Below are 23139 nucleotides of genomic sequence, written 5' to 3' on the forward strand. Positions count from 1 at the left end.
GAGAAGGCCCCGGAGCGATCCGGGGCCTTTTTATTGCCACAATTGAATTCATGCCAACCCAGGTTGGCATCTACCGGAACAACGGCATGGCCGGTAGCCGCCAACCTGGGTTGGCGCTGTTCGGGCAACGCCTCAGCGCATCACCGCGACCACGGCGCACACCGCCACCAGAATCAGCGAGGCCCACTGCATGGGTACGAAGAAGAAATGGTGGGGCGCGGCCTCCCCCTTCTGCCGCGGCGCACGGTTGAGCCACAGGCCCAGAACCACGTTCACCGCTGCGCCGAGGCCTGCGCCCAACAGAACCTGTGACAGCGGAGTATTGCCCTTGGGGCCGTCATGCGGAAAGAAGTGCGCCAGCAGCAGGATCGCTGCAATCGGCGTCACCAGCGTCATGATTCCCCAACCGCGATAGATCACGTCGTCATCCTCGAAGAAACGGACTGCATTAGAGCAGCATGCGTCTCTGCAGGCCAACGGCAATGACGTCATCTGGATGACCATCATCCACGCGTGGCGTGGACCTACCGCCGCGCCGCCATTGCGGCGGCGCGGCCATGCGACTCAGCGCAGCCCGGTTTCGTTGCGGGCGATCACCAGGCGCTGGATCTCCGAAGTACCTTCGTAGATCTCGGTGATCTTGGCATCACGGAAGTAGCGCTCCAGCGGCATTTCCTTGGAATACCCCATGCCGCCGTGGATCTGCACCGCCTGGTGGGTAATCCACATCGCCGCCTCAGAGGCGGTCAGCTTGGCAATGGCAGCCTCATTGCTGAAGCGCTTGCCCTGGCCCTTCACCCACGCCGCGCGCAGGGTCAGCAGCAGCGCTGCGTCCAGCTTGCACTTCATGTCGGCAATCTTGGCCTGGGTCATCTGGAAGGTACCGATGGCCGCGCCGAATGCCTTGCGCTCCTTGACGTATTCAATCGTCGCTTCATAGGCGGCACGGGCGATGCCGATGGCCTGCGAAGCGATGCCGATGCGACCGGCATCGAGCACGCTCATGGCGATCTTGAATCCCTCGCCTTCCTGGCCCAGCACGTCTTCGGCCTGCGCCACGTAGTCGTTGAACTCGATCTCGCAGGTGGCCGAGGCGCGGATGCCCAGCTTGGGCTCGGTCTTGCCACGACCGAAACCGGCCTTGTCGGTATCGATGATGAAGGCGGTGATGCCGCGCGCGGCCTTGTCCGGCTCGCTCATCGCGAACAGCACGATGTACTTGGCCACCGGACCGGAGGTGATCCAGCTCTTCTTGCCATTGATGACGAAGGTGCCGTCGGCCTGCTTCACCGCGCGGCAGCGCATGGCGGTGGCATCGGAACCGGACTGCGGCTCGGTCAGCGCGAACGCGCCGATGGCCGTGCCTTCGGCGATGGCACGTACGTAGGTCTGCTTCTGCTGCTCGGTACCGTGGGTCAGGATGCCGTTGCAGAACAGCGAATTGTTGACCGACATGATGGTCGAATGGGCTGCGTCGGCGGCGGCGACCTCCACCATCGCCAGCACGTACGCAACCGGGTCCATGCCCGCACCGCCGTATTCGGTCGGCACTTCAATGCCCATCAGGCCGTTCTCGCCCAGCAGGCGGATGTTGTCCAGCGGGAACTCGCCGGTGCGGTCATGGTGCTCCGCACTGGGGCCGATCTTTTCCTGCGCGATGCGCCGCGCAACGTCCTGCAGCATCAACTGCTCTTCGGTAAAGCTGAAATCCACAACACCCTCCCGGGTACATGAAGTTATGGGCCGCATACGGCGCGCCCAGGTGCTGCGATTGTACCGGGGCCCGGCAGTTTCCGTACGCTGGCGACTTGACCGCGCCAGGCCCCTTCAGCGAATATATCTCTATATCGCGATAGGTAGATGTTTATGGATCTGGAAGACTGGTCGACCCGCCTGAAGGTGTTCGCCGATGCCACTCGCGTGCGCCTGCTGGCGCTGCTGGAGCAGGAGGAACTGACCGTAGCCGAACTGTCGGCGATCACCCGGCTGGCGCAGCCACGCGTGTCCACCCACCTGGCACGCCTGAAGGAAGCCGGGCTGGTCCGCGACCGCCGTGCCGGCGTGTCGGCCTACTACCGCTTCGACGAGGCCCAGCTGGACCCGGCGCAGCGTGCATTGTGGCATGCCTTGAGCAACGGAAGCGATGACCCGCTGCTGCGCCAGGACGCTGAACGCGTGGCCGCCGTGCTGGCCCACCGCGCCGCCGACCAGAACTGGGCCGACAGCGTGGCCGGCGACATGGAACGCCACTACTCGCCGGGCCGTACCTGGGAGGCGCTGGCCCGCACCGCGCTGCCGCTGCTTGAGACCGGCGACGTGCTGGATATCGCCTCTGGTGATGGCGTGCTGGCCGAACTGGTTGCCCCGCATTCCAAGCGCTACATCTGCATCGATACCAGCGCGCGCGTGGTTGCCGCCGCCAGTGAACGCCTGCGGCGGCTGCCCAATGTGGAAGTGCGCGAGGGCGACATGCATGCCCTGCCGTTCAAGGATGCCAGCTTCGACCTGGTCGTGCTGATGCATGCGCTCACCTACGCCAGCAAACCGGCGCAGGCGGTGACCGAAGCTGCACGCGTACTGCGCCCGGGCGGCCGCCTGCTGCTGTGCAGCCTGGCCCGCCACGAGCACAAGGCAGCGGTGGAGGCCTATGGCCACGTCAACCTCGGCTTCAGCGACAAGGAGCTGCGCAGGTTCGTCGACAAGGCCGGCCTGCAGGTGTCCAGCCTGGAGACGGTCACCCGCGAGAAGCGGCCGCCGCACTTCGAAGTGATTTCGCTGATCGCCAACAAGCCCTGAGCCCGAGACCGCCATGCCCGCCCTGCCCTGGTTGCATCCCGATCGTGCCAACGCCCTGCTCGACGCCCTGCGCGAGCGGATCCTGATCATCGATGGTGCGATGGGCACGATGATCCAGCGCCACGGCCTGCAGGAAGACGATTACCGTGGCGAGCGCTTCGCCGGTGGCTATGACCATCTGCATGGCTCCGGCTGTGATCACGCCACACCGGAAGGCCATGACCTGAAGGGCAACAACGATCTGCTGCTGCTGACCCGGCCGCAGATCGTCGCCGATATCCACACCGCCTACCTCGAGGCCGGTGCGGACCTGGTCGAAACCAACACCTTCAATGCAACCTCGGTCAGCCAGGCCGACTACCACCTCGAGCACCTGGTGTACGAGTTGAACAAGGCCGGCGCTGCGGTCGCACGCACGTGCTGTGATGCAGTGGCCGCAACCACTCCGGGCAAGCCGCGCTTCGTGATCGGGGTGATCGGCCCGACCAGCCGCACCGCTTCGATCAGCCCCGACGTCAACGATCCCGGCTTCCGCAATACCAGCTTTGACGAGCTGCGCGACACCTACCGCGAAGCCATCGAGGGCCTGATCGACGGCGGCGCCGATACCCTGATGGTCGAGACCATCTTCGACACGCTCAACGCCAAGGCCGCGCTGTATGCGCTGGAGGAAGCGTTCGATGCGCGCGGCGGGCGGCTGCCGGTGATGATCTCCGGCACCATCACCGACGCTTCCGGTCGCACCCTGTCCGGGCAGACCGCCGAGGCCTTCCACGCATCGCTCGCCCACGCCCGTCCGTTGTCGATCGGCTTGAACTGCGCGCTGGGTGCCGATGCGATGCGCCCGCATGTAGAAACCCTCTCGCAGGTCGCCGACTGCTATGTCAGCGCCCACCCCAACGCCGGCCTGCCCAACGCGTTCGGCGAGTACGACGAAACTCCTGAAGAGATGGCCACCACGCTGCGCGGCTTCGCCGAGGATGGTCTGTTGAACCTGGTCGGCGGCTGCTGTGGCTCCACCCCCGAGCATATCCGTGCGATTGCCAATGCCGTGGCCGGACTGCCGCCGCGCGCACTGCCCGGCACCCGGGAGCAGGCCGCATGAACGTTGCCGCCACCGTCCCGCACTTCCCGCCCTATTGCTGTTGAGCCGACGCCTGCCATGACGCCTGTCCGCCCTACCCGCCTGTCCGGCCTGGAACCTCTGGTCATCACCCCGGACCTGCTGTTCATCAATGTCGGCGAACGCACCAACGTCACCGGCAGCGCGCAGTTCCGCAAGCTGATCAAGGAAGGCCGCTACGAGGAGGCGGTGGACGTGGCCCGCCAGCAGGTGGCCAGCGGCGCCCAGATCCTCGACGTCAACATGGACGAGGGCCTGATCGATTCGGAAGCGGCGATGACGCGCTACCTCAACCTGATCATGTCCGAGCCGGACATCGCGCGCATCCCGGTGATGGTCGACTCCTCCAAGTGGAGCGTGATCGAGGCCGGCCTGAAATGCCTGCAGGGCAAGAGCGTGGTCAACTCGATCTCGCTGAAGGAAGGCGAAGCGCTGTTCCGCGAGCACGCGCGCAAGGTGCTGCGCTATGGCGCCGCGGCAGTGGTGATGGCGTTCGACGAGGCCGGGCAGGCAGACACCTGTGCGCGCAAGGTCGAGATCTGCACACGCGCCTACCGCATCCTGGTCGACGAGATCGGCTTCCCGCCGCAGGACATCATCTTCGACCCGAACATCTTCGCCGTCGCTACGGGCATCGAAGAGCACGACAACTACGCGGTGGACTTCATCGAAGCCACCCGGATCATCAAGCAGACCCTGCCGCACTGCCATGTCTCCGGCGGCGTCTCCAACGTCTCGTTTTCGTTCCGCGGCAACGAAACCGTGCGCCAGGCCATCCATTCGGTGTTCCTGTACCACGCGATCGCCGCCGGCATGGACATGGGCATCGTCAACGCCGGCGCGATGCCGATCTACGACGAACTGGAGCCGGACCTGCGCGAGCGTGTCGAGGACGTGATCCTCAACCGCCGAAGCGATGCCACCGAGCGCCTGCTGGAGATCGCCGAGCGCTACAAGGGCAGGAAGGGCGCGGCGAAGACCGAAGACCTGGCCTGGCGCGAAAAGCCGGTGGCACAGCGATTGGCGCATGCCCTGGTACACGGCCTGGATGCCTTCGTCGAGGAAGACACCGAACTGGCCCGGCAGGCCTCCAGCCGCCCGCTGGACGTGATCGAAGGACCGCTTATGGACGGCATGAACATCGTCGGCGACCTGTTCGGCGCCGGCAAGATGTTCCTGCCACAGGTGGTGAAATCCGCGCGCGTGATGAAGAAGGCCGTGGCCTACCTGCTGCCTTACATCGAAGCGGAAAAAGCGCGCAGCGGTGACACCGCCAAGAGCAACGGCAAGATCATCATGGCCACGGTGAAGGGCGATGTGCATGACATCGGCAAGAACATCGTCGGCGTCGTACTGGCCTGCAACAACTTCGACGTGGTCGACCTCGGCGTGATGGTGCCGGCGCAGACGATCCTCGATGCCGCCCGCGAGCACAACGCCGACCTGATCGGCCTGTCCGGGCTGATCACCCCGTCCCTGGAGGAGATGAGCCACGTCGCCCGCGAGATGGAGCGCCAGGGCTTCGACCTGCCGCTGCTGATCGGGGGCGCGACCACTTCGCGTGCGCATACCGCGCTGAAGATCGACCCGCACTACAAGGCGCCGACGGTGTGGGTGAAGGATGCATCGCGCGCGGTTGGCGTGGCGCAGTCGCTGATCTCGCGTGATCTGCGCGAGGCCTTCGTTGCCGCCAACGAAGCCGACTATGCCGAAATCCGCGCGCGCCACCGCAACCGGGGCGACGCCAAGCGCCTGGTCACGCTGGAACATGCGCGCGGGCAGAAATTCCAGGGCGGCTGGGACAGTTACACGCCACCGGCACCGAATCAACCCGGCCTGCACGTGTTCGACGACTATCCCCTGGCCGAACTGGTCGACTACATCGACTGGACGCCGTTCTTCCAGGCCTGGGAGCTGGCCGGCAAGTTCCCGGCGATCCTCACCGACGCGATCGTCGGTACCCAGGCCAGCGAGCTGTACAAGGATGCCCGTGCGATGCTCGAGCGCATCGTCGGCGAGAAGTGGCTGACGGCCAAGGCCGTGTTCGGCCTGTGGCCGGCCAACAGCATCGGCGACGATGTCCGCGTGCAGCACGCACAGGGCGAAACCACCCTGCACTTCCTGCGCCAGCAGGTGGACAAGCCAGCCGAACGCCCGGATTTCTGCCTGGCCGATTTCATTGCACCGGCCGACAGCGGAAAGCAGGACTGGATCGGCGCGTTCGCTGTCACCGCCGGCATCGGCATCGACGCCCACGTCGCGCGCTTCGAGGCCGAGCATGACGATTACAACGCGATCCTGCTGAAAGCACTGGCCGACCGCTTCGCCGAGGCGCTGGCCGAGCGCCTGCACCAGCGGGTGCGTACCCAATTCTGGGGCTACGACCGCGCCGAGACGCTGGACAACGAGGCCCTGATCGACGAGCAGTACCGCGGCATCCGTCCGGCCCCGGGCTACCCGGCCTGCCCCGAGCACAGCGAGAAACGCCGCCTGTTCGACCTGCTGCAGGCTGAGAAGAACGCGGGCATGGAATTGACCGAGAGCTTCGCGATGCTGCCCACGGCCGCTGTCTCGGGCTACTACTTCAGCCATCCGCAGAGCCAGTACTTCGTGGTCGGGCGGCTCAGCCGCGAACAGGTCACCGACTATGCCCGGCGCAAGGGCGTGGACCGCGCCCAGGCCGAACGCTGGCTGGCCTCCAACCTCGACTACGACCCCGAATGACACAAAAAGGGGACGGAGGGGATTAAGTCGTTTGTGCATTAGCGACTTAATCCCCTCCGTCCCCTTTTTGCTTCATCATTCGGCGATGACCGTTCCCGTTGCCCGCCTCTCAAGTTTCTACCTGTTCTACTACGCGGCGCTCGGCGCGTTCACGCCGTACTGGAGCCTGTTCCTGACCGCGCGCGGGATGAGCGTGACCGCGATCAGCGTGATGATGGGCCTGTGGTACGCCACCCGCGTGATCGCACCCAGTACCTGGACCTCGCTGGCGGCCGCATCACCGCGACCGATCCGCCTGCTGCGCGTCGGCTGCGTGCTGACCCTGCTCAGCTTCGCCGCCTTCCTGCTGCCACTGCCGCAGCCGTGGATGTACCCGGCGATGATCGTGTTCTGCTTCTTCTACAACGCGGTGATGCCGCAGTTCGAGTCGATCACCCTCACCCACCTGGGCAACGACAGCCATCGCTACGGGTTGATCCGGGTCTGGGGCTCGCTCGGTTTCATCGCCGTGGTCACCCTGTTCGGCTGGCTGATCGAAGGCGATGGCGCCGGCAACCACGCCGGATTGTTGCCGTGGATGATGCTGCCCCTGTTCGTGCTGCTGGTTGCCTCGGCCTTCAGCAATCACTACGCGCGCGACATCGGCAGGACGGCGGGTGACGCAAGCGGCTTCTGGCAGATCGTGCGCCGACCGCCAGTGCTGGCGTTCTTCCTGGCCGCCTTCATGGAACAGCTGTCGTTCGGCCCGTACTACACGTTCTTTTCGGTCTACATGGACCACCACGGTTACCGCACCACCACCCTCGGCCTGCTGTGGACCATCGGCGTGGTCTTCGAAGTGGGCGTGTTCTTCACCATCGGCCGCTTCTTCCGCCGCTACGACGCCAGCTGGATGCTGCTGATCGCACTGGTCAGTTCCTGCCTGCGCTGGGCCGTGACCGCACTGTTCCCGGAGAACCTGCCGGTGATGCTGCTGGCGCAGACCGCGCACGCGCTGGGCTTTGCCGCGTTCTTCGCTGCAGCGATGCAGATGCTGGCGACCTACTTCCCCGGTCGTCTCAATGGCCACGGCCAGGGACTGCTCTATGGATTCTCGTCGGGTGTCGGCGGTGTGCTGGGCGCGCTCATTGCCGGCCAACTGTGGAAGATCGACGACGGCCGCACCGCGTTCCTGGCCGGCAGCGGCTTCGCCTTGATTGGCGCCCTGCTCTGTTTCTTCGCGCTGAGCCTGCCGCTGATCCGTGCGCGGCGCAGCACTGCGTGCACCCGGTAACGAAAACGCCGGCCAATGCCCGGCGTTTTCATCACGCGGCAGATGCAGTTACCAGACCAGGTCGTCCGGCACCTGGTATTGCGGGTCCGCGTACGGATCTTCCTCGGCCGGCGCATTCGGATCGACCTTCAGCGCCACCGACGGGGCGAACACCGCCTCAGACTGCGCCAGCACTTCAGCGGTCACCAGCAGGTAGCGCCCGTTGAGCTGGACCACTCCAAGCTCGCCGGCATTGAGCGCGGTCAGCTGTTCGGCGGTCACATAGATGCGCTTGATCTTGCCGCCATACGGGAAGTGGCGGGCGATGTCGGCCGCTTCCGAGTTCAGGCTCTTGTCCTTCAGCAGTTCTTCCAGCTTGGCCTTGGCCTCGCGGCGTACGCGCGCCTCTTCCTGTTTCAGACGCTCGGCCTCGATGCGCTCTTCCTTTTCGCGTTGCGCGCGGATGGCATAGGCCTTGGCCAGATCCATCTCTTCGGCGCTGCGCGGCGTGCGCGGGCCCTGCTGGCCCGGGCCACGCGACTGGCCGGGCTTGCCCGGGCGACCGTGGCCATGCCCACGACGCTCGCCGGGCTTGTGCTCGCCCTTGCCAGCGCCCTGCGGCTTTCCATTGCCGTTGCCACCCTTGCCCTGCGGGCGACCGTCACGGCGGGGGCCATCATTCTTGCGCTCGGGCTTGGGCGCGGGCTTGAAGCCCAGGCCCATCAGCTGGTCGCGGAGGGTATCGCTCATAGGATTCGGATCAGTAGTGCGGCGGCGGCGGTTCGCTCGCCGGATCGGAAGAATTCAGCGCGTTGCGGACCTTGCCCAGGTCTTCCAGCAGCACGCGCAGCACGTCGGCGTTGCGCATGCCCTGCATGCGGGCATCGGCCAGCGCATCGCTCAGTTCGGCCAGCGCCTGTTCCTGGAAGGACACGCGCATTTCCAGTTCGACCAGGCGCGCTTCCAGCGCCTGCTCGCGTTCGGTTGGCAGCAGATCAGACATGCAGCGAGCGCCCCCGGCCGATGCCGTAGTACGCCAGGCCCGCCGCTTCCACATCCGCCGGCTCGTACAGGTTGCGGCCGTCGAACACCACCGCGTCCTTCAACTGCTCGCGCAGCGTCTGGAAATCAGGGCTGCGGAACTGCTTCCACTCGGTCACCACGACCAGTGCATCGGCACCCTGCAGCGCCTCGTCGGCACTGCTGCAGAACACCAGATCATCACGCTCGCCGAAGATGCGCTGCGACTCGTGCATCGCTTCCGGATCGTAGGCACGCACCGTCGCGCCGCCTTCCCACAGCTGCGCCAGCAGGCGACGGCTGGAAGCTTCGCGCATGTCATCGGTGTTCGGCTTGAACGCCAGGCCCCACACGGCAAAGGTCTTGCCACGCACACCTTCGTCTTCACCCTTGTCGTAATGACGCTGGATGAGGGCGAACAGATGGCCCTTCTGCGCATCGTTGACCGCTTCCACGGCGTTCAGCAGCTTCGGCTCCAGGCCGGCCTGCTGCGCGGTGCGGGCCAGCGCCTGCACATCCTTGGGGAAGCACGAGCCGCCGTAACCGGCGCCCGGGTAGATGAAATGCCAGCCGATGCGCGGATCCGAGCCGATGCCCTGGCGGACCTGCTCGACATCGGCGCCGACACGTTCGGCGATGTTGGCGATTTCGTTCATGAACGAGATCTTGGTCGCCAGCATCGCGTTGGCGGCGTACTTGGTCAGCTCCGCCGAACGTACGTCCATTTCCACCACGCGGTCGTGGTTGCGGTTGAACGGTGCGTACAGGCGCCGCATCACCGCCACCGACTCGGCGCTGGTCGCGCCGATGATGATGCGATCCGGGCGCATGCAGTCGGCGACAGCGTCGCCTTCCTTCAGGAATTCGGGGTTGGACACCACATCGAAGGCGATGTCCGCGCCACGTGCCGCCAACTCTGCGGCAATGGCGGCACGCACCTTGTCGGCGGTGCCCACCGGCACCGTCGACTTGTTGACCACCACGGTCGGCACGCTCATGTGCCGGCCGATGGTGCGGGCCACAGCCAGCACGTACTGCAGATCGGCGCTTCCATCCTCGTCCGGCGGCGTGCCGACGGCGATGAACACGACCTGGCCGTGGCCGATCGCGGCCGCGGCATCGGTGGTGAACGCCAGCCGCGACGCGGCGTGGTTGGCCTTCACCATCGGCTCCAGGCCCGGCTCATAGATCGGGATGATGCCCTGGTTGAGGCCATCGACCTTGGCCTGGTCGATATCGACGCAGACCACCTGGTGGCCGACGTCGGCCAGGCAGGTACCGGTCACCAGCCCTACATAACCGGTACCGAAAATCGCAACGCGCATGTCCGTGCAGGCTCCGTGGTCGCTTACGGCAGGACGCCCAGCAGCTCGACGTCGAAGGTCAGAGTCGCATTCGGGCCGATCGGGCCACCCGGGGTGCCGTTCTCACCGTAAGCCAGCTCACCCGGGATCCAGAAGCGGTACTTCGACCCGACCGGCATCAGCGCGACGCCTTCGGTCCAGCCCTTGATCACCTGGTCCAGGCCGAACTCGGCCGGCTGGCGACCATAGGAGCTGTCAAACACGGTGCCGTTGAGCAGCTTGCCTTCGTAGTTCACGCGCACCTTGCTGCTCGGCAGCGGGCGCTCGCCGCTACCCGGGCGGATGATCTGGTACTGCAGGCCCGACGGGGTGGTGACGACGCCCGGCTGGGTCTTGTTCTTGGCCAGGAACGCGTTGCCTTCCTCGCGGTTGGTCTGTGCGGCTGCGGCGGCCTTGGCCTGCATCTCGGCCTGCTTGCTGCCCATGAAGGCCTGGATGGTGGCGGTCGCCTCAGCTTCCGTCATCTTCGGCTGGCCCTTGCTCAGGCCTGTGCTGATCGCGTCAAACAGCGAGGCGACATCAATGTCGTCCTTCAGCTGTGCCAGCGACGGGCCGACCGAGTACGAACCGATCATCTGCGACACTTTGACGCGATCGACCTTCGGCGGCTGCGAACCCGGCGCCATGCCCGGCACCTGCTGGCCACTACGGGCCATCACCACCTGGCGCAACGCGGCATCGGTGGCCTTGGCCTGCTCCTGGGTGATCTGCGGCTGCAGGCCTTCGAACGAACGCTCCACGGCAGTGCGCAGCGCGGCCACATCGATCTCATCGGCGATCGGGGTGAACGACTTGGCGACATCAAGGCCGATGGCGTAGCCGAGCTTCTGCTTGGGGGAATTCAAGGTTGCGGTCTCCTTGGCGGCTGCGGGGGCAGCCGGTTGTTGCGACAGAGCGACACCCGAAGTGCCCATCGCCAGAATCAGAACCGACGCCGCGGCGCCGCGCATTCCCATCTTCATTCGCTGCATTCCTGGAAGTGTCTGGGCGCCGACGTCGGCGCGAAAAGAAACATTGTCGCACGCATGCCGTCGATGTCGAGGCATCCGTGCCGGATATCAATGCGTGGCGGCTGCGGCCAGCGCCTTGTCGATGGCGGCGGTCAGCTGCGGATCGTCCGGCGTTACCTTGCTGGCGAACTGGGCAATGACCTTGCCATCGCGGCCGACCAGGTACTTGTGGAAGTTCCAGCCCGGCGCCACGCCGGTGGCCGCGGTCAGCCTCTGGTACAGCGGCGTGGCCTGTGCACCGACGACATGCACCTTCTCGAACATCGGGAACCTGACGCCGTAGGTGAGCGTGCAGAAATCCTGGATCTGCTTTTCGTCACCGGGCTCCTGGCCCTTGAAATCGTTGGACGGGAAACCGAGCACGGCAAAGCCGCGGCCGGCATAACGCTTCTGCAGCGCCTCCAGGCCTTCGTACTGAGGGGTATAGCCGCACTTGCTTGCGGTATTGACCACCAGCAGTACCTGCCCGTGGTAGCGCTGCTGCAGGTTGACCTGCTGCTTGCTCGCGAGCGGGCGGTACTCCAGGTCCAGCAGATCGGCCGCCAGCACATGGGCGGAACCGGCCAGGCCGGCCACCAGCAGGGTCAGCAGGGACAGGCCGCGCAGGCGGCGCGGGATAACGGTCGGCAGGGGCATCGAGAGCAGTCCGCGGTAGCCATTCACAGGGCCGGCCGGTAGCGGCCGGGAATCGGCCGAACTATAGCACCGCCCCCCGCCCCCCCTTGTTGCGGCAAACGCCAGCGGCTTTGCGCGGCGTGGCGTCTTCCCGCTGGCCTTACCAACTACGGCACAGTGATGACATAGCATGGACAACACTGAATGGCAGGCGGAACTGGATCAGCCCCTACATTAAATTTATTTCCCTTTCCAATCAAATGGATAAGTGGATATTTCAGCAATTTGACCACCCCTGCCATCAGTTGGGGACGGCAGGGGCTTGCACCCAGGCGTGCCGGTGTTATAGTTGCATACAACACCAGTCACCTGAGACAGGGGGAAGCCATGAACGCCCGCATCCGTCGCAACCTCACCGCCCCCGCGGCCGCTGCTGTTTCGACCCTGATCGTGCTGGCCTGGCTGGCCACGCCCACCACCCCCGCCTCTCCCGACAGTGCGCAGGATGCAAACGCTGCACCGGCCGGGAACGCCGCTTCCTCCCCCTCTCCCCCGCGTCGGCTGCACAGCTCCCTGTCCATGCCGTATTTCTCGTTCGCCCAGCCGCTGACCCCACGGAGCTGAATATGAGCGACATCCAGTGGAGCGACGGCGCTCCCATCTACCGTCAATTGAAGGAGCGCGTGATCGCCATGATGCTCGACGGAATCCTGAAGCCGGGTGATGCCCTGCCTTCGGTGCGCCAGGTGGCCGCCGACTATCAACTCAACCCCATCACCGTTTCGCGCGCCTACCAGGAACTGGCCGATGAAGGCCTGGTCGAGAAGCGCCGCGGCCTGGGCATGTTCATGACCGAGCAGGCGGCCACGCAGCTGCGCAGCAGCGAGCGCGAGCGCTTCCTCAACGAAGAATGGCCCGCGGTGCTGGAGCGCATCCAGCGCCTGGGCCTGAGCCTCGACGAATTGCTGCCCCAGGGGAACGTCTGATGAACAGCACTGCAAGCGAACCAGTCATCACCGCGCGAGGCCTGCGCAAGGCCTACAGGACCACGGTAGCCCTCGACAACGCCAGCTTCAGCATTCCGAGCGGGCGCATCGTCGGCCTGATCGGCCCCAACGGCGCCGGCAAGACCACCGCACTGAAGGCCATCCTCGGCCTCACCTCGGTGGAAGGCGACCTGAGCGTGCTCGGCCGCGATCCGCGACTGCATCGCGACGAGCTGATGAATGACATCTGCTTCATCGCTGACGTCGCCGTGCTGCCGCGCTGGCTGAAGGTGCGCGAGGCGATCGACTTCGTCGCCGGCGTCCACCCGCGCTTCGACCGCGCCCGCTGCGAGCGCTTCCTGGCCAATACCAAGCTGCAACCGAAGCAGCGCGTGCGCGAACTGTCCAAGGGCATGATCGTGCAGCTGCACCTGGCGCTGGTGATGGCCATCGACGCCCGCATCCTGGTCCTGGACGAGCCCACTCTCGGCCTGGACATCCTCTATCGCAAGGAGTTCTACCAGCGCCTGCTGGAGGACTATTTCGACGAACAGAAGACCATCATCGTCACCACCCATCAGGTGGAAGAGATCGAGCACATCCTCAGCGACGTCATGTTCATCCGTGATGGCCGCATCGTGCTCGACGCGGACATGGACGATGTCGGCCAGCGCTACACCGAGCTGCTGGTCAACGCCGACCAGCTGGAGACCGCGCGTGCGCTGAAGCCGATCGACGAGCGCAGCCTGGCGTTCGGCAAGACCGTGATGCTGTTCGATGGCGTGCCGCGCACCCAGCTCTCCACCCTTGGCGAGACCCGCAGCCCGGGCCTGGCCGATCTGTTCGTCGCCATCATGAAGGGGACCTACGCATGAATGCCGTCAACCACCCCGTCAGCCCGATGGGCACCCTGCGCTGGCTGCTCAAGCGCGAGTACTGGGAGAACCGTGGCGGTTTCCTGTATGCACCGCTGATCGCCGGCCTGATCTCGCTGGTGATGAGCACCATCGGCATCGCCTTCGGCCTGTTCGCCCTGCACCGGGCCGCGCGTGAAGGTGGCCTGCACATCGACGGCGAAGACGTGAACATCAACGGCCTGGACCTGGCCCTGCTGACTCGCGACATCAGTGCCAAGGACCTGGCTGACCTTGGCAACGGCCTCGACCTGACCCTGGTGCTCAGCTCGGCCTGGCCGTTCCTGGTACTGGCCTTCGTGGTGTTTTTCTACTGCCTGGGTGCCCTGTACGACGACCGCCGCGACCGCAGCATCCTGTTCTGGAAGTCACTGCCGCTGTCGGATACCCAGACCGTGCTGTCCAAGGTGATCAGCGCACTGATCGTGGCCCCACTGATCGCGGTGATCGCCGGCATCATCACCATGTTCGGCTTCATGCTGGTGATCAGCATCGTCGCGCTGATGCACGGCGGCAGCCCGATGACCCTGATCTGGGGCCCGGCCAGCCCGCTGACCCTGGCCGCCGGCCACCTGGCCTGGATCCCGGTCTACGCCCTGTGGGCCCTGCCCACCGCCGGCTGGTTGCTGCTGTGCTCGGCCTGGGCCCGCAGCAAGCCGTTCCTGTGGGCGGTGATGCTGCCGCTGTTCGCAGGCGTCATCGTCAGCACCACCAAGGTGATGCCGCTGATCGGCCTGACCACGGGCTGGTTCTGGCAGAACATCGTTGGCCGACTGCTGCTGGGCGGCGTACCGGGCACGGACCTGGTGTATCGCCTCAGCGCCGAGGAAGGCACGCGTCGCGACCTCGAATCGGTGGTCAGCCTGATGTCGCCGGCCTCGCAGCTGAAGTCACTGGCGATGCCGGAACTGTGGATCGGTGCTGCCGTCGGCGCCGTGTTCATCGTCCTTGCCATCCGTCTGCGCAAGCGCGCCGGCGAGATCTGATTCCATCCACCCGGAGGCACCACCCATGCGTTCCCTGCTCGCCTGTTCTGCGTTGTTGCTGTTGCCGCTGTCGGCGCTGGCCGCCGATGCTCCGAACTGCAAGTTCACCGCTGCTCGCGCGCTGAAGCTGGATGTGGCCGGTGCCAGGGCGGTGGTGCTCGAGGTGAACCAGCACGACCTGAAGGTCGTCGCCAGCAAGGGCGGTGGCCAGCTCGATGGCCGCGCCTGCGCCTCCAGCCAGGAATGGCTGGACCAGCTGGTGCTGGACCAGCGCAAGGTGGGCGACAAGCTGATCGTCAGCCTGCGCCGCGAGGGCCGCGACAGCGGCATCAGCCTGGGCAGCAGCTATGCCTGGCTGGACATCCGTGGCAGCGTGCCGGACAACCTGCCCCTGCAGCTGAAGGTCGGCTCCGGCGATGCCAGCGTGGACAACGCGCAGTCGCTGAGCGTGGATGTCGGCTCCGGTGATGCCATCGTGCGTGGCACCCGCGGCAGCATCCATGCAGCGGTGGGTTCGGGCGACCTGGACATTGACGGCGGCAGTTCGCTGAACCTGCTCTCGCTGGGCTCCGGCGACGTCAAGGTGCGCAACATCGGTGGCGATGCGGTCACCGGCACTGTCGGCTCGGGTGACCTGAAGATCAGCGATGTCCGCGGCAACGCAAGACTGGACACGGTCGGTTCCGGCGACATCGGGTTCAAGCGCGTGCAAGGCAACGTCGAGGTCGGTGTGGTCGGCTCGGGCGATGTTGATCTGTCCGACATCGGCGGCAATGTGCATGTGCGCAGTCACGGCTCGGGGGACATCCAGGTCGATGGCGTGCGCGGCAGCCTGACCGTCGACCACAGCGGCAGCGGCGATGTCGGCCACCGCAACGTCAGCGGCACCGTCACCCTGCCCCGTAAAAAGTAACCGCTACGGACCGATCGAGGAAACTGCCATGAATCTGCTGCGCGTGCTGCCTGCCACCCTGCTGTGCCTGCCGCTGATCGCCTGCGGCGGCACGTCCTCCACGCCTGATACCACCGTCGGCAAAAGCGTGGCCGACGCGACCAGCGGGGTCGGCCAGACTGTCAAGGAGGCCATGGACGATGCCCGCAAGGACATCACCCAGGGCAACATCAAGATCTCGGCCGACAAGCAGCCGCGTGCCGAGATCACCCCGGATGGCCACCTGCTGATCGACGGCAAGGACGTGCCGGCCAACGAAACCCAGCGCCAACGGCTGCTGGAATATCGCGGCCACGTCGTCGCCATTGCAATGGACGGCATGGATGTCGGCCTGGCTGGCGCCAAGCTCGGCGCCAGCGCTGCCGGCGAAGCGCTGAAGGGCATTTTCAGCGGCGACAGCGAAGGCATCGAGAAGCGGATCAACGCCGAGGCCGAAAAGATCGAGGCCCAGGCCAAGCGCATCTGCAACCGCATGCCGGCGATGCTGGCCAGCCAGCAGGCACTGGCGCGCGAGCTGCCTGCGTTCAAGCCCTACGCAACGATGGACCAGAGTGACGTCGACGACTGCGGCAAGGACACCGTGGTCCGGCGCTAGGCCTGTGACAGATCAGCGCACCCGGCCGGCAGCGGCGCCCCGCTGCCGGCCGTAGCGTGCCGACCGGCTTACAATGGCGGCCCCGGACGCCCCCGAACCGAATGCCATGAAGAAGTTGTTCCTGCTGCTGGCCGCCCTGCTCTGCCTGGGCCTGGTCGGCTGTGACAAGGATTACCGCAACCACCGCGCCGAGCGCGGCAAGCCCAAGATTTCCGTCAGCGAAGGCATGGTGACCGTGCGTCGCCCGCCGGCACCGAACATCATCATCCTCGGCGATGGCACGATGAAGGTGGACGAGATCCAGATCCCGCTGGACCAGGGGCAGAAGCAGATACTGCAGACGATGTTCGGCAGGCTGCAGGTGCTGCGCCAGAACACCCTGGTCGCCGCCCCGGCCGATCCCAACATGCAACCGGTGAAGATCCAGCCGCCGGAGGGCATGGAAGTGATTCCGGCGGACCTGATCCAGCGCATACCCGAGTTCAAGGATTACACCGACACGTTCGGCAACATCGTCGCCGACCGTCGCTGAAGCAGAAACGCCGCCCCAGGGCGGCGTTTCCTTTTGTAGAGCCGAGCCCATGCTCGGCTACTGCCCGGAATCTGAGCCGAGCATGGGCTCGGCTGTACAGCCAGCAGATCAACCGCCGGCGCCACCACCGCCAGCCTGGATGCCACCTGCGGTCAGTGCGGTCGGATCCAGCAGGCGCCGCAACTCGGCCTCCTTCAGTCCGCTGTCCTCCAGCGCGACGTCCAGCACCGGGCGCTGTTCCTTGTAGGCACGCTTGGCAATGGCCGCGGCCTTCTCGTAGCCGATGATCGGATTCAATGCCGTGACCAGGATCGGATTGCGCGCCAGCGCTTCGGCCACGCGGTCCTCGCGCACCTTCAGCCCGGCGATCGCGCTGTCGGCCAGCAGCCGCGACACATTCGCGAGCAGGCCGATGCCATCGAGCAGGTTCACCGCGATCAGTGGCAGGGTGACGTTGAGCTGGAAGTTGCCGGTCTGCCCGGCCACGGTGATTGCCGTGTGGTGGCCGATCACCTGCGCGCAGGCCATCACGGTCGCTTCCGGAATCACCGGGTTGACCTTGCCCGGCATGATCGAGCTGCCCGGCTGCAGCGCCGGCAGTTCGATCTCGCCCAGCCCGGCCAGCGGACCGGCGTTCATCCAGCGAAGATCATTGGCGATCTTGATCAGCGCCACGGCCAGTGCATTGAGCTGGCCCGACAGTTCCACGGCATCATCCTGCGCGGCCAGGCCCTCGAACTTGTTCTCGGCGCTGTCGAACTTGAAACCGGTCTGTTGCTTCAGTGCCTTGGCCACCTGCGCGCCAAAACGCGGGTCGGCGTTGATGCCGGTGCCGATGGCGGTGCCACCCAGCGGCAGGCGGCGCACGCGCTTGAGGCTGTCTTCGATGCGCTCCTGCGCCGACGCCAGCTGTGCCGACCATGCACCGAACTCCTGCTCGAAGGTCAGTGGCATCGCGTCCATCAGGTGGGTACGGCCGGTCTTGACCACCTTGCGCAGGCTGCGACCCTTCTTGTCGAGGGTCTTGCGCAGGTGCACCAGCGCCGGCAGCAGCTGTTCGTGCGTGGCCAGCACCGCCGACACGCGCAGCGCGGTCGGAATCACGTCGTTGGAACTCTGCCCCTGGTTGACGTGGTCATTGGGATGCACAGTGGTCTTGCCCGCCTTGCCGGCACGGTTGGCCAGCGTGGCGATGACCTCATTGGCATTCATGTTCGACGACGTGCCCGAACCGGTCTGGTAGACATCGATCGGGAACTGCGAATCCCAGTTGCCGGCGGCCACTTCGGCGGCAGCGGTCTGGATGGCCTTGGCCACGTTCTTCGGCAGATGGCCCAGCTCCGCGTTGACGCCCGCGGCGGCGCCCTTGACCAGGCCCAGGGCACGGATGAAACCGCGCGGCATGCGCTGGCCCGACACCGGGAAGTTCTGCACGGCACGCTGGGTCTGCGCGCCCCACAGGGCGTCCGCAGGCACCTGCAGCTCGCCCATGCTGTCGTGTTCGATTCTGAAACCCTTGCTTGCAGCTTTGCTCATTGCATCAACTCCGCACTACTTCAGTTGGGGAAAGGGAAGCGGCGGCTGGCAGGGTGTCGCTTCCCGGGCTGGCGGCTGCGGCCACAATACTCCCTTGCCCGCAGCATGGGATGACGAGGGCGGGCCAGATCGTTCCACCTGCACGGCCGTTCTGCGCGCGCAAGGGTAGTGCCGGCCGCTGGCCGGCAATCCATGCAATCGAGGGCCGGGCGTGGTTGCCGGGCCGCGACCGGCACTCGCTGACCGGCACGTCGTAGAATATGGCCCCCGCCGCTCGTCCCAACCCTGCCGACATGTCCGATTCCGCCCTGCTCGCCCTGTCCCCGCTCGATGGCCGCTATGCCGGCAAGGTCGACGCCCTGCGCCCGATCTTCTCCGAGTACGGCCTGATCAAGGCCCGCATCACGGTCGAGGTGGAATGGCTGCTGGCCCTGGCCGCCGAGCCGGGCATCATCGAGCTGGCCCCGTTCTCCGACGCCGCCGTCACCCGCCTGCGCGCGCTGGCCGCCCGCTTCAGCCCGGCCCAGGCTGCACGCGTGAAGGAGATCGAGCGCACCACCAACCATGACGTCAAGGCGGTGGAGTACTTCATCAAGGAACAGCTGAAGGATGACGCCGAGCTGGCCCCGGCGCTGGAATTCGTGCATTTCGCTTGCACCAGCGAAGACATCAACAACCTCAGCTACGGCCTGATGCTGGAACAGGCCCGCCGTGAAGTGCTGCTGCCGACCCTGGACGGCATCGCCAGCACCCTGCGCAGCCTGGCCCACGCCCAGGCCGGCCAGCCGATGCTGTCGCGCACCCACGGCCAGACCGCCTCGCCGACCACCCTGGGCAAGGAACTGGCCAACGTGGTCGCTCGCCTGGAACGCCAGCGCCGGCAGATCGCCGCGGTCGAACTGACCGGCAAAATCAACGGTGCGGTCGGCAACTACAACGCCCACATCGCCAGCTACCCGGACGTGGACTGGCCTGCCTTCGCCGAGCGCTTCGTGACCGGCCTGGGCCTGGTATTCAACCCGTACACCACGCAGATCGAGCCGCACGACAACGTGGCCGAGATCGGCGATGCCGCACGCCGCGCCAACATCATCCTGATCGACCTGGCCCGCGACATCTGGGGCTACATCTCGCTGGGCTACTTCAAGCAGCGCCTGAAGGAAGGCGAAGTCGGCTCGTCGACGATGCCGCACAAGGTCAATCCGATCGACTTCGAGAATGCGGAAGGCAATTTCGGCATCGCCAACGCGCTGTTCGAGCACTTCAGCGCGAAGCTGCCGATCAGCCGCTGGCAGCGTGACCTGACCGATTCCACCGTGCTGCGCGCACTGGGCACCGCGTTCGGCCACAGCCAGGTGGCGCTGGATTCGCTGGCCAAGGGCCTGGGCAAGCTGGAAGTGAACCCGCAGCGCCTGGATGCCGATCTGGACGCGGCCTGGGAAGTGCTGGCCGAGGCCGTGCAGACGGTGATGCGCCGCCACGGCCTGCCGAACCCGTATGAGCAGCTGAAGGCGCTGACCCGCGGCCAGGGCATCACGGCCGAGTCGATGCGTGCGTTCGTGCAGGGGCTGGAGCTGCCGGCGGATGCCAAGCAGCGCCTGCTGGAGATGACCCCGGGCAGCTACACCGGTCTGGCGGAATCGCTGGCGAAGAAGATTTAAGGGGATCCTTGCGGCGGCGGCCGCGGGCGCTGCCTGCGGCAGGCAACAGCAACGGCAACAGCAACGTCAAAGGCGGCTCTGGGTTATGTCGCGCTTGGCGGGGCGGGTTGGGTTCGCGGGGGACGCCGTGAATCCGTCCGTGGAGGCTTGGCAGCCGCATCCATGCGGCTGACACCCCCGCGACCCCATCCCGCCCCACCTCTGACAGTTTCCCGGTGACGGATCGAAGAGCGTTGGGTTGTCGGGACGGAATTTGAAAGAGGGACGCGGCTTCGCCGCGTCCCTTTTGTCGTTTCTGGCTCCCATCCTCATTTCATGCCGCACACCGTGACAAGGCAGGCCGGAGGGACCGTTTCTGAAAACCGGCCAACGTCGGTATTGCCTGATACGTTCGACCATCAACAAGTCCGGCAGATGACGTATTCGCGCCGCAGATTCGAAGGCCAAACTGCAGATCAGAAATGAGTAAACTAATTGACTACATCGTCAACGAGCATGGACACCCAAAGCTGTGTCGCTCGCTCACCCGCGACGAGTGGAATTCACTTCCAACATCCCTTCCTGATCAACTCCGCGAACTCTTCGCTAAGCTGGGCTTTTTCTTCACACTGCAAGGCCAGCTCCAGACATGCCACCCCAGGAGTTTCGAAGGCATTCTGGATGCAGTGTTCGACCGCGACGAGCAATTCAACAGTACGAATTGCCATGCGTTTTGCCATAGTGCGTTCGGCAATATTTTCTTCTATCACGAAGTCTTCGGCATCGGAGAGATAGAACTTATGCATAGCTCAGTGATGTGTGAGAGATCTGCACGAGATACAGATGCCGGAATGCATCTTGAACATGCCATCGAGATCCCATTTATGCTCGACGCAGAGGATATCGATGCTTACGACAAAGATGACAGACGGCTATTCTCCAGAGCACGGAAGAAGCTTGGGCCCTTAGAGATCGGTGAATGCTATGGATTCCAGCCACTGCTTTCACTGGGTGGGGAGAACACCATCGAGAATCTGAAGAAGGTCGAGGCCATTGAGCATTTAGGGATCCTGTGCCAGACACAGGACTTCTCCTTATACGAGTATTCATCGTATGGAACCCGGGCGCTTGTCAGATCATTCAGTTGAAATCACACGGCGATCTTCAGATCGACAACTACAGATCTCCTCCCGGTCTTGATACTTCCTGGTAGTTTCTGCGACCTGTGTCTGATCCTGTAGCCCTAAGCCTACGCCGGGCTGCTTTTCGCAATGGCAAAAGCAGCCGAGCGTGGGCTCGGCTCTACACGAGCAAGCGCAGCGCGCGACCCGCTGTTGCCTTTGATTTTCTTCTTCAATTCCGTGGCGGGCCGCGCAGGAAACTGTCAGGGGCCGGGCGGGTGGGCTGCGCGGGGGCGTGAGCCGCATGGATGCGGCGATCGAGCTTACATGGACGTACTTGCAGCGTCCCCCGCGCAGCCCACCCGCCCGGCCAAGCCCATGAAGCCGGTCGACTAACAGTCGACCCTACCAAGATGTCGCCACGAGGGGCTCCGCCGTTGGCCGGAACCCCGCGACAAACCACCGCACGTGCGCAATCCCCACGAACGGCGGACAATGGACTCCTTGGCGGCCCGCCACGCCGCCCCTCCCGCTTTCCGCTGCAAGGATTCCCCCCCATGGCCGCCCGCAAGTCCTCCGCCCCCCTCATCGAAGTCACCGCCCGCCCCGGCCAGCCGCTGGGCATGGCGCCGGCCACCTTCCTGCGCGACTTCTGGCAGAAACGCCCGCTGCTGATCCGCAACGCCTTCCCCAACTTCCAGACCCCGGTGCAGCCGGAAGACCTGGCCGGGCTGGCCTGCGAGGAAGGCGTGCTGGCGCGCCTGATCGAGCACGACAAGACCCGGGACGGCTGGCGCGTGCGCACCGGCCCGTTCCAGGAAGACGTGTTCCCCGCCCTGCCCGACCACGACTGGACCCTGCTGGTGCAGGACGTGGACAAGTGGGATCCGGACGTGCGCGCCCTGATCGAGCACTTCAGCTTCCTGCCGCGTTGGCGCATGGATGACGTGATGATCAGCTTCGCCGCCACCGGCGGCTCGGTCGGCGCCCATGTCGACCAGTACGACGTGTTCCTGCTGCAGGCCCACGGCCACCGCCGCTGGCAGATCGACGCCAGCGAATCGATCAAGGGCAAGCAGCCACCGCTGGGCTTCCGCCCGGACGTGGAACTGAAGCTGCTGAAGGTATTCAAGCCGACCCACGACTGGGTGCTGGCGCCGGGCGACATGCTGTACCTGCCGCCGAACGTGCCGCACCACGGCGTCGCCGAGGATCCCTGCCTGACGTTCTCCTTCGGCATGCGCGCACCGTCCTCGGCCGAACTGATCAGCGACTACCTCGACACCCTGATCGCCGATGCCGACGAGAACATCCGTTACCAGGATGCCGACCTCAAGGTGCCAGCCGACCCGAACGAAATCGACACGGTGGCGATGGCGCGGGTGATCACCGCGCTCAACGCCATCCGCATGAACGACCCGGACAAGCTGGGTGACTGGTTCGGTCGCTTCATCACCACCTACCGCGCCGCCGGCGAAGTGATGGCCCACCAGGCCGCGCCGGCTCCGGAGGAAGTGGTCCAGGCACTGGCCTCCGGCCTGCTGCTGCAGCGCCACCCGTGGGCACGCCTGGCCTGGCGCCGGGCCAAGCGCGGCGCCAGCCTGTACGTCAGCGGCCAGGACTTCGCGCTGCCGGTGAAGGACGCCCAGCGCCTGGCCGGCGCCGAGCAGCTCGACGCCGCCGCCTATCGCGGCCTGTCCGACAAGGGCCGGGCCGTGCTCCAGCAGCTGCTGGTCGGCGGCGTGTTCCAGCTGATCGATCCCAGCGAAATGTATGACGCTGAAGACGAGGACGACGGCGAAGACGCCGTGGTCCTCGGCGAAGTGGTCGAAGGCCGTGACCGCGTCGACGCGATCGACGCCGACGCGGTGTCCGACGATGTCCACTCCGTGACCGTGCACGACGACGGTATCGAGGTCATCGTCAACTTCGAGGACGACGACGAAGACGACAGCACGGGCCGGGCCTGAGCC

At 65.5% G+C, this 23139-nt stretch carries 22 protein-coding genes; 14 read left to right on the top strand and 8 right to left on the bottom strand.

What is annotated here, in order from left to right; all coding sequences use genetic code 11:
• Positions 1-132: 132 nt before the first annotated feature.
• Positions 133-507 (bottom strand): hypothetical protein, encoded by a 375-nt coding sequence (locus ACM0PY_RS00645; protein ID WP_495493229.1) that lies wholly within the window; start codon positions 505-507, stop codon positions 133-135.
• Positions 508-564: 57 nt separating this feature from the next.
• Positions 565-1713: an acyl-CoA dehydrogenase family protein gene (locus ACM0PY_RS00650; RefSeq protein ID WP_180883890.1), complete on the bottom strand. Its 1149-nt coding sequence runs from the start codon at positions 1711-1713 to the stop codon at positions 565-567.
• A gap of 153 nt (positions 1714-1866) precedes the next feature.
• On the opposite strand from ACM0PY_RS00650, the gene ACM0PY_RS00655 reads away from it, so the two are divergent.
• From ACM0PY_RS00655 to ACM0PY_RS00670, 4 genes are all read left to right on the top strand, one after another.
• Positions 1867-2796, top strand: a complete 930-nt coding sequence (locus ACM0PY_RS00655) for an ArsR/SmtB family transcription factor (protein WP_069139733.1) — start codon at positions 1867-1869, stop codon at positions 2794-2796.
• Between the two features lie 13 nt (positions 2797-2809).
• Positions 2810-3901, top strand: coding sequence for a homocysteine S-methyltransferase family protein (locus tag ACM0PY_RS00660; RefSeq protein WP_111201569.1), 1092 nt, complete (start codon positions 2810-2812; stop codon positions 3899-3901).
• Between the two features lie 57 nt (positions 3902-3958).
• On the top strand, positions 3959-6643 hold the full coding sequence (gene metH, locus ACM0PY_RS00665) for a methionine synthase (protein WP_180895418.1): 2685 nt from the start codon (positions 3959-3961) through the stop codon (positions 6641-6643).
• Positions 6644-6728: 85 nt separating this feature from the next.
• Positions 6729-7916 (top strand): MFS transporter, encoded by a 1188-nt coding sequence (locus tag ACM0PY_RS00670; protein WP_134971516.1) that lies wholly within the window; start codon positions 6729-6731, stop codon positions 7914-7916.
• A 48-nt stretch (positions 7917-7964) separates the two neighbouring features.
• Here the strand turns inward: ACM0PY_RS00670 and ACM0PY_RS00675 are convergent, their stop codons facing one another.
• From ACM0PY_RS00675 to ACM0PY_RS00695, 5 genes are all read right to left on the bottom strand, one after another.
• Positions 7965-8645 carry a DUF2058 domain-containing protein gene (locus ACM0PY_RS00675; protein WP_111201572.1) on the bottom strand — a complete coding sequence of 227 codons (681 nt, stop codon included), beginning with the start codon at positions 8643-8645 and terminating at the stop codon, positions 7965-7967.
• A gap of 10 nt (positions 8646-8655) precedes the next feature.
• Complete coding sequence (locus ACM0PY_RS00680) at positions 8656-8898, bottom strand: SlyX family protein (protein ID WP_005410256.1); 243 nt, start codon at positions 8896-8898, stop codon at positions 8656-8658.
• Positions 8891-10240, bottom strand: coding sequence for a UDP-glucose dehydrogenase family protein (locus ACM0PY_RS00685; RefSeq protein ID WP_180883886.1), 1350 nt, complete (start codon positions 10238-10240; stop codon positions 8891-8893). Before ACM0PY_RS00685 ends, ACM0PY_RS00680 begins: the two co-directional genes overlap by 8 nt.
• Positions 10241-10263: 23 nt before the next feature.
• Positions 10264-11241, bottom strand: a complete 978-nt coding sequence (locus tag ACM0PY_RS00690) for an FKBP-type peptidyl-prolyl cis-trans isomerase (RefSeq protein WP_180883884.1) — start codon at positions 11239-11241, stop codon at positions 10264-10266.
• Positions 11242-11337: 96 nt separating this feature from the next.
• Positions 11338-11925, bottom strand: coding sequence for a glutathione peroxidase (locus ACM0PY_RS00695; protein ID WP_061480095.1), 588 nt, complete (start codon positions 11923-11925; stop codon positions 11338-11340).
• Between the two features lie 366 nt (positions 11926-12291).
• Between ACM0PY_RS00695 and ACM0PY_RS00700 the strand changes: the two genes are divergently transcribed.
• The 7 genes from ACM0PY_RS00700 to ACM0PY_RS00730 all read left to right on the top strand — a co-directional run bounded on the left by ACM0PY_RS00700 (position 12292) and on the right by ACM0PY_RS00730 (position 16869).
• Positions 12292-12528 carry a hypothetical protein gene (locus tag ACM0PY_RS00700; protein ID WP_072168169.1) on the top strand — a complete coding sequence of 79 codons (237 nt, stop codon included), beginning with the start codon at positions 12292-12294 and terminating at the stop codon, positions 12526-12528.
• Between the two features lie 2 nt (positions 12529-12530).
• Entirely contained in the window at positions 12531-12890 is a 360-nt protein-coding gene (locus ACM0PY_RS00705; protein WP_005417481.1) for a GntR family transcriptional regulator, read from the top strand.
• On the top strand, positions 12890-13765 hold the full coding sequence (locus ACM0PY_RS00710; protein ID WP_005417484.1) for an ABC transporter ATP-binding protein: 876 nt from the start codon (positions 12890-12892) through the stop codon (positions 13763-13765). The genes ACM0PY_RS00705 and ACM0PY_RS00710 overlap by 1 nt, the downstream gene beginning before the upstream one ends.
• Positions 13762-14790, top strand: coding sequence for an ABC-2 transporter permease (locus ACM0PY_RS00715; protein ID WP_111201383.1), 1029 nt, complete (start codon positions 13762-13764; stop codon positions 14788-14790). The genes ACM0PY_RS00710 and ACM0PY_RS00715 overlap by 4 nt, the downstream gene beginning before the upstream one ends.
• A 25-nt stretch (positions 14791-14815) precedes the next feature.
• Positions 14816-15703 (top strand): DUF4097 family beta strand repeat-containing protein, encoded by an 888-nt coding sequence (locus tag ACM0PY_RS00720; RefSeq protein WP_134971520.1) that lies wholly within the window; start codon positions 14816-14818, stop codon positions 15701-15703.
• Positions 15704-15731: 28 nt separating this feature from the next.
• A complete protein-coding gene (locus ACM0PY_RS00725) occupies positions 15732-16337 on the top strand; it encodes a YggN family protein (protein WP_072168171.1) in 606 nt (201 codons plus the stop codon).
• 106 nt (positions 16338-16443) lie between these two features.
• Positions 16444-16869: a hypothetical protein gene (locus ACM0PY_RS00730; protein WP_111201382.1), complete on the top strand. Its 426-nt coding sequence runs from the start codon at positions 16444-16446 to the stop codon at positions 16867-16869.
• Positions 16870-16977: 108 nt separating this feature from the next.
• Here ACM0PY_RS00730 and ACM0PY_RS00735 read toward each other — a convergent pair whose 3' ends face one another.
• A complete protein-coding gene (locus ACM0PY_RS00735) occupies positions 16978-18405 on the bottom strand; it encodes a class II fumarate hydratase (protein WP_134971522.1) in 1428 nt (475 codons plus the stop codon).
• 293 nt (positions 18406-18698) lie between these two features.
• On the opposite strand from ACM0PY_RS00735, the gene purB reads away from it, so the two are divergent.
• The 3 genes from purB (at position 18699) to ACM0PY_RS00750 (ending at position 23136) form a co-directional block, all read left to right on the top strand.
• Positions 18699-20066, top strand: coding sequence for an adenylosuccinate lyase (purB, locus tag ACM0PY_RS00740; protein WP_134971524.1), 1368 nt, complete (start codon positions 18699-18701; stop codon positions 20064-20066).
• Between the two features lie 461 nt (positions 20067-20527).
• Positions 20528-21193: a T6SS immunity protein Tdi1 domain-containing protein gene (locus ACM0PY_RS00745; RefSeq protein WP_180883882.1), complete on the top strand. Its 666-nt coding sequence runs from the start codon at positions 20528-20530 to the stop codon at positions 21191-21193.
• Positions 21194-21723: 530 nt separating this feature from the next.
• Positions 21724-23136 (top strand): ribosomal protein uL16 3-hydroxylase, encoded by a 1413-nt coding sequence (locus tag ACM0PY_RS00750; protein ID WP_072168348.1) that lies wholly within the window; start codon positions 21724-21726, stop codon positions 23134-23136.
• Positions 23137-23139 lie beyond the last annotated feature (3 nt).

It is taken from the genome of Stenotrophomonas sp. BR163 (genome assembly GCF_047520985.2).
Classification (GTDB): domain Bacteria; phylum Pseudomonadota; class Gammaproteobacteria; order Xanthomonadales; family Xanthomonadaceae; genus Stenotrophomonas; species Stenotrophomonas sepilia.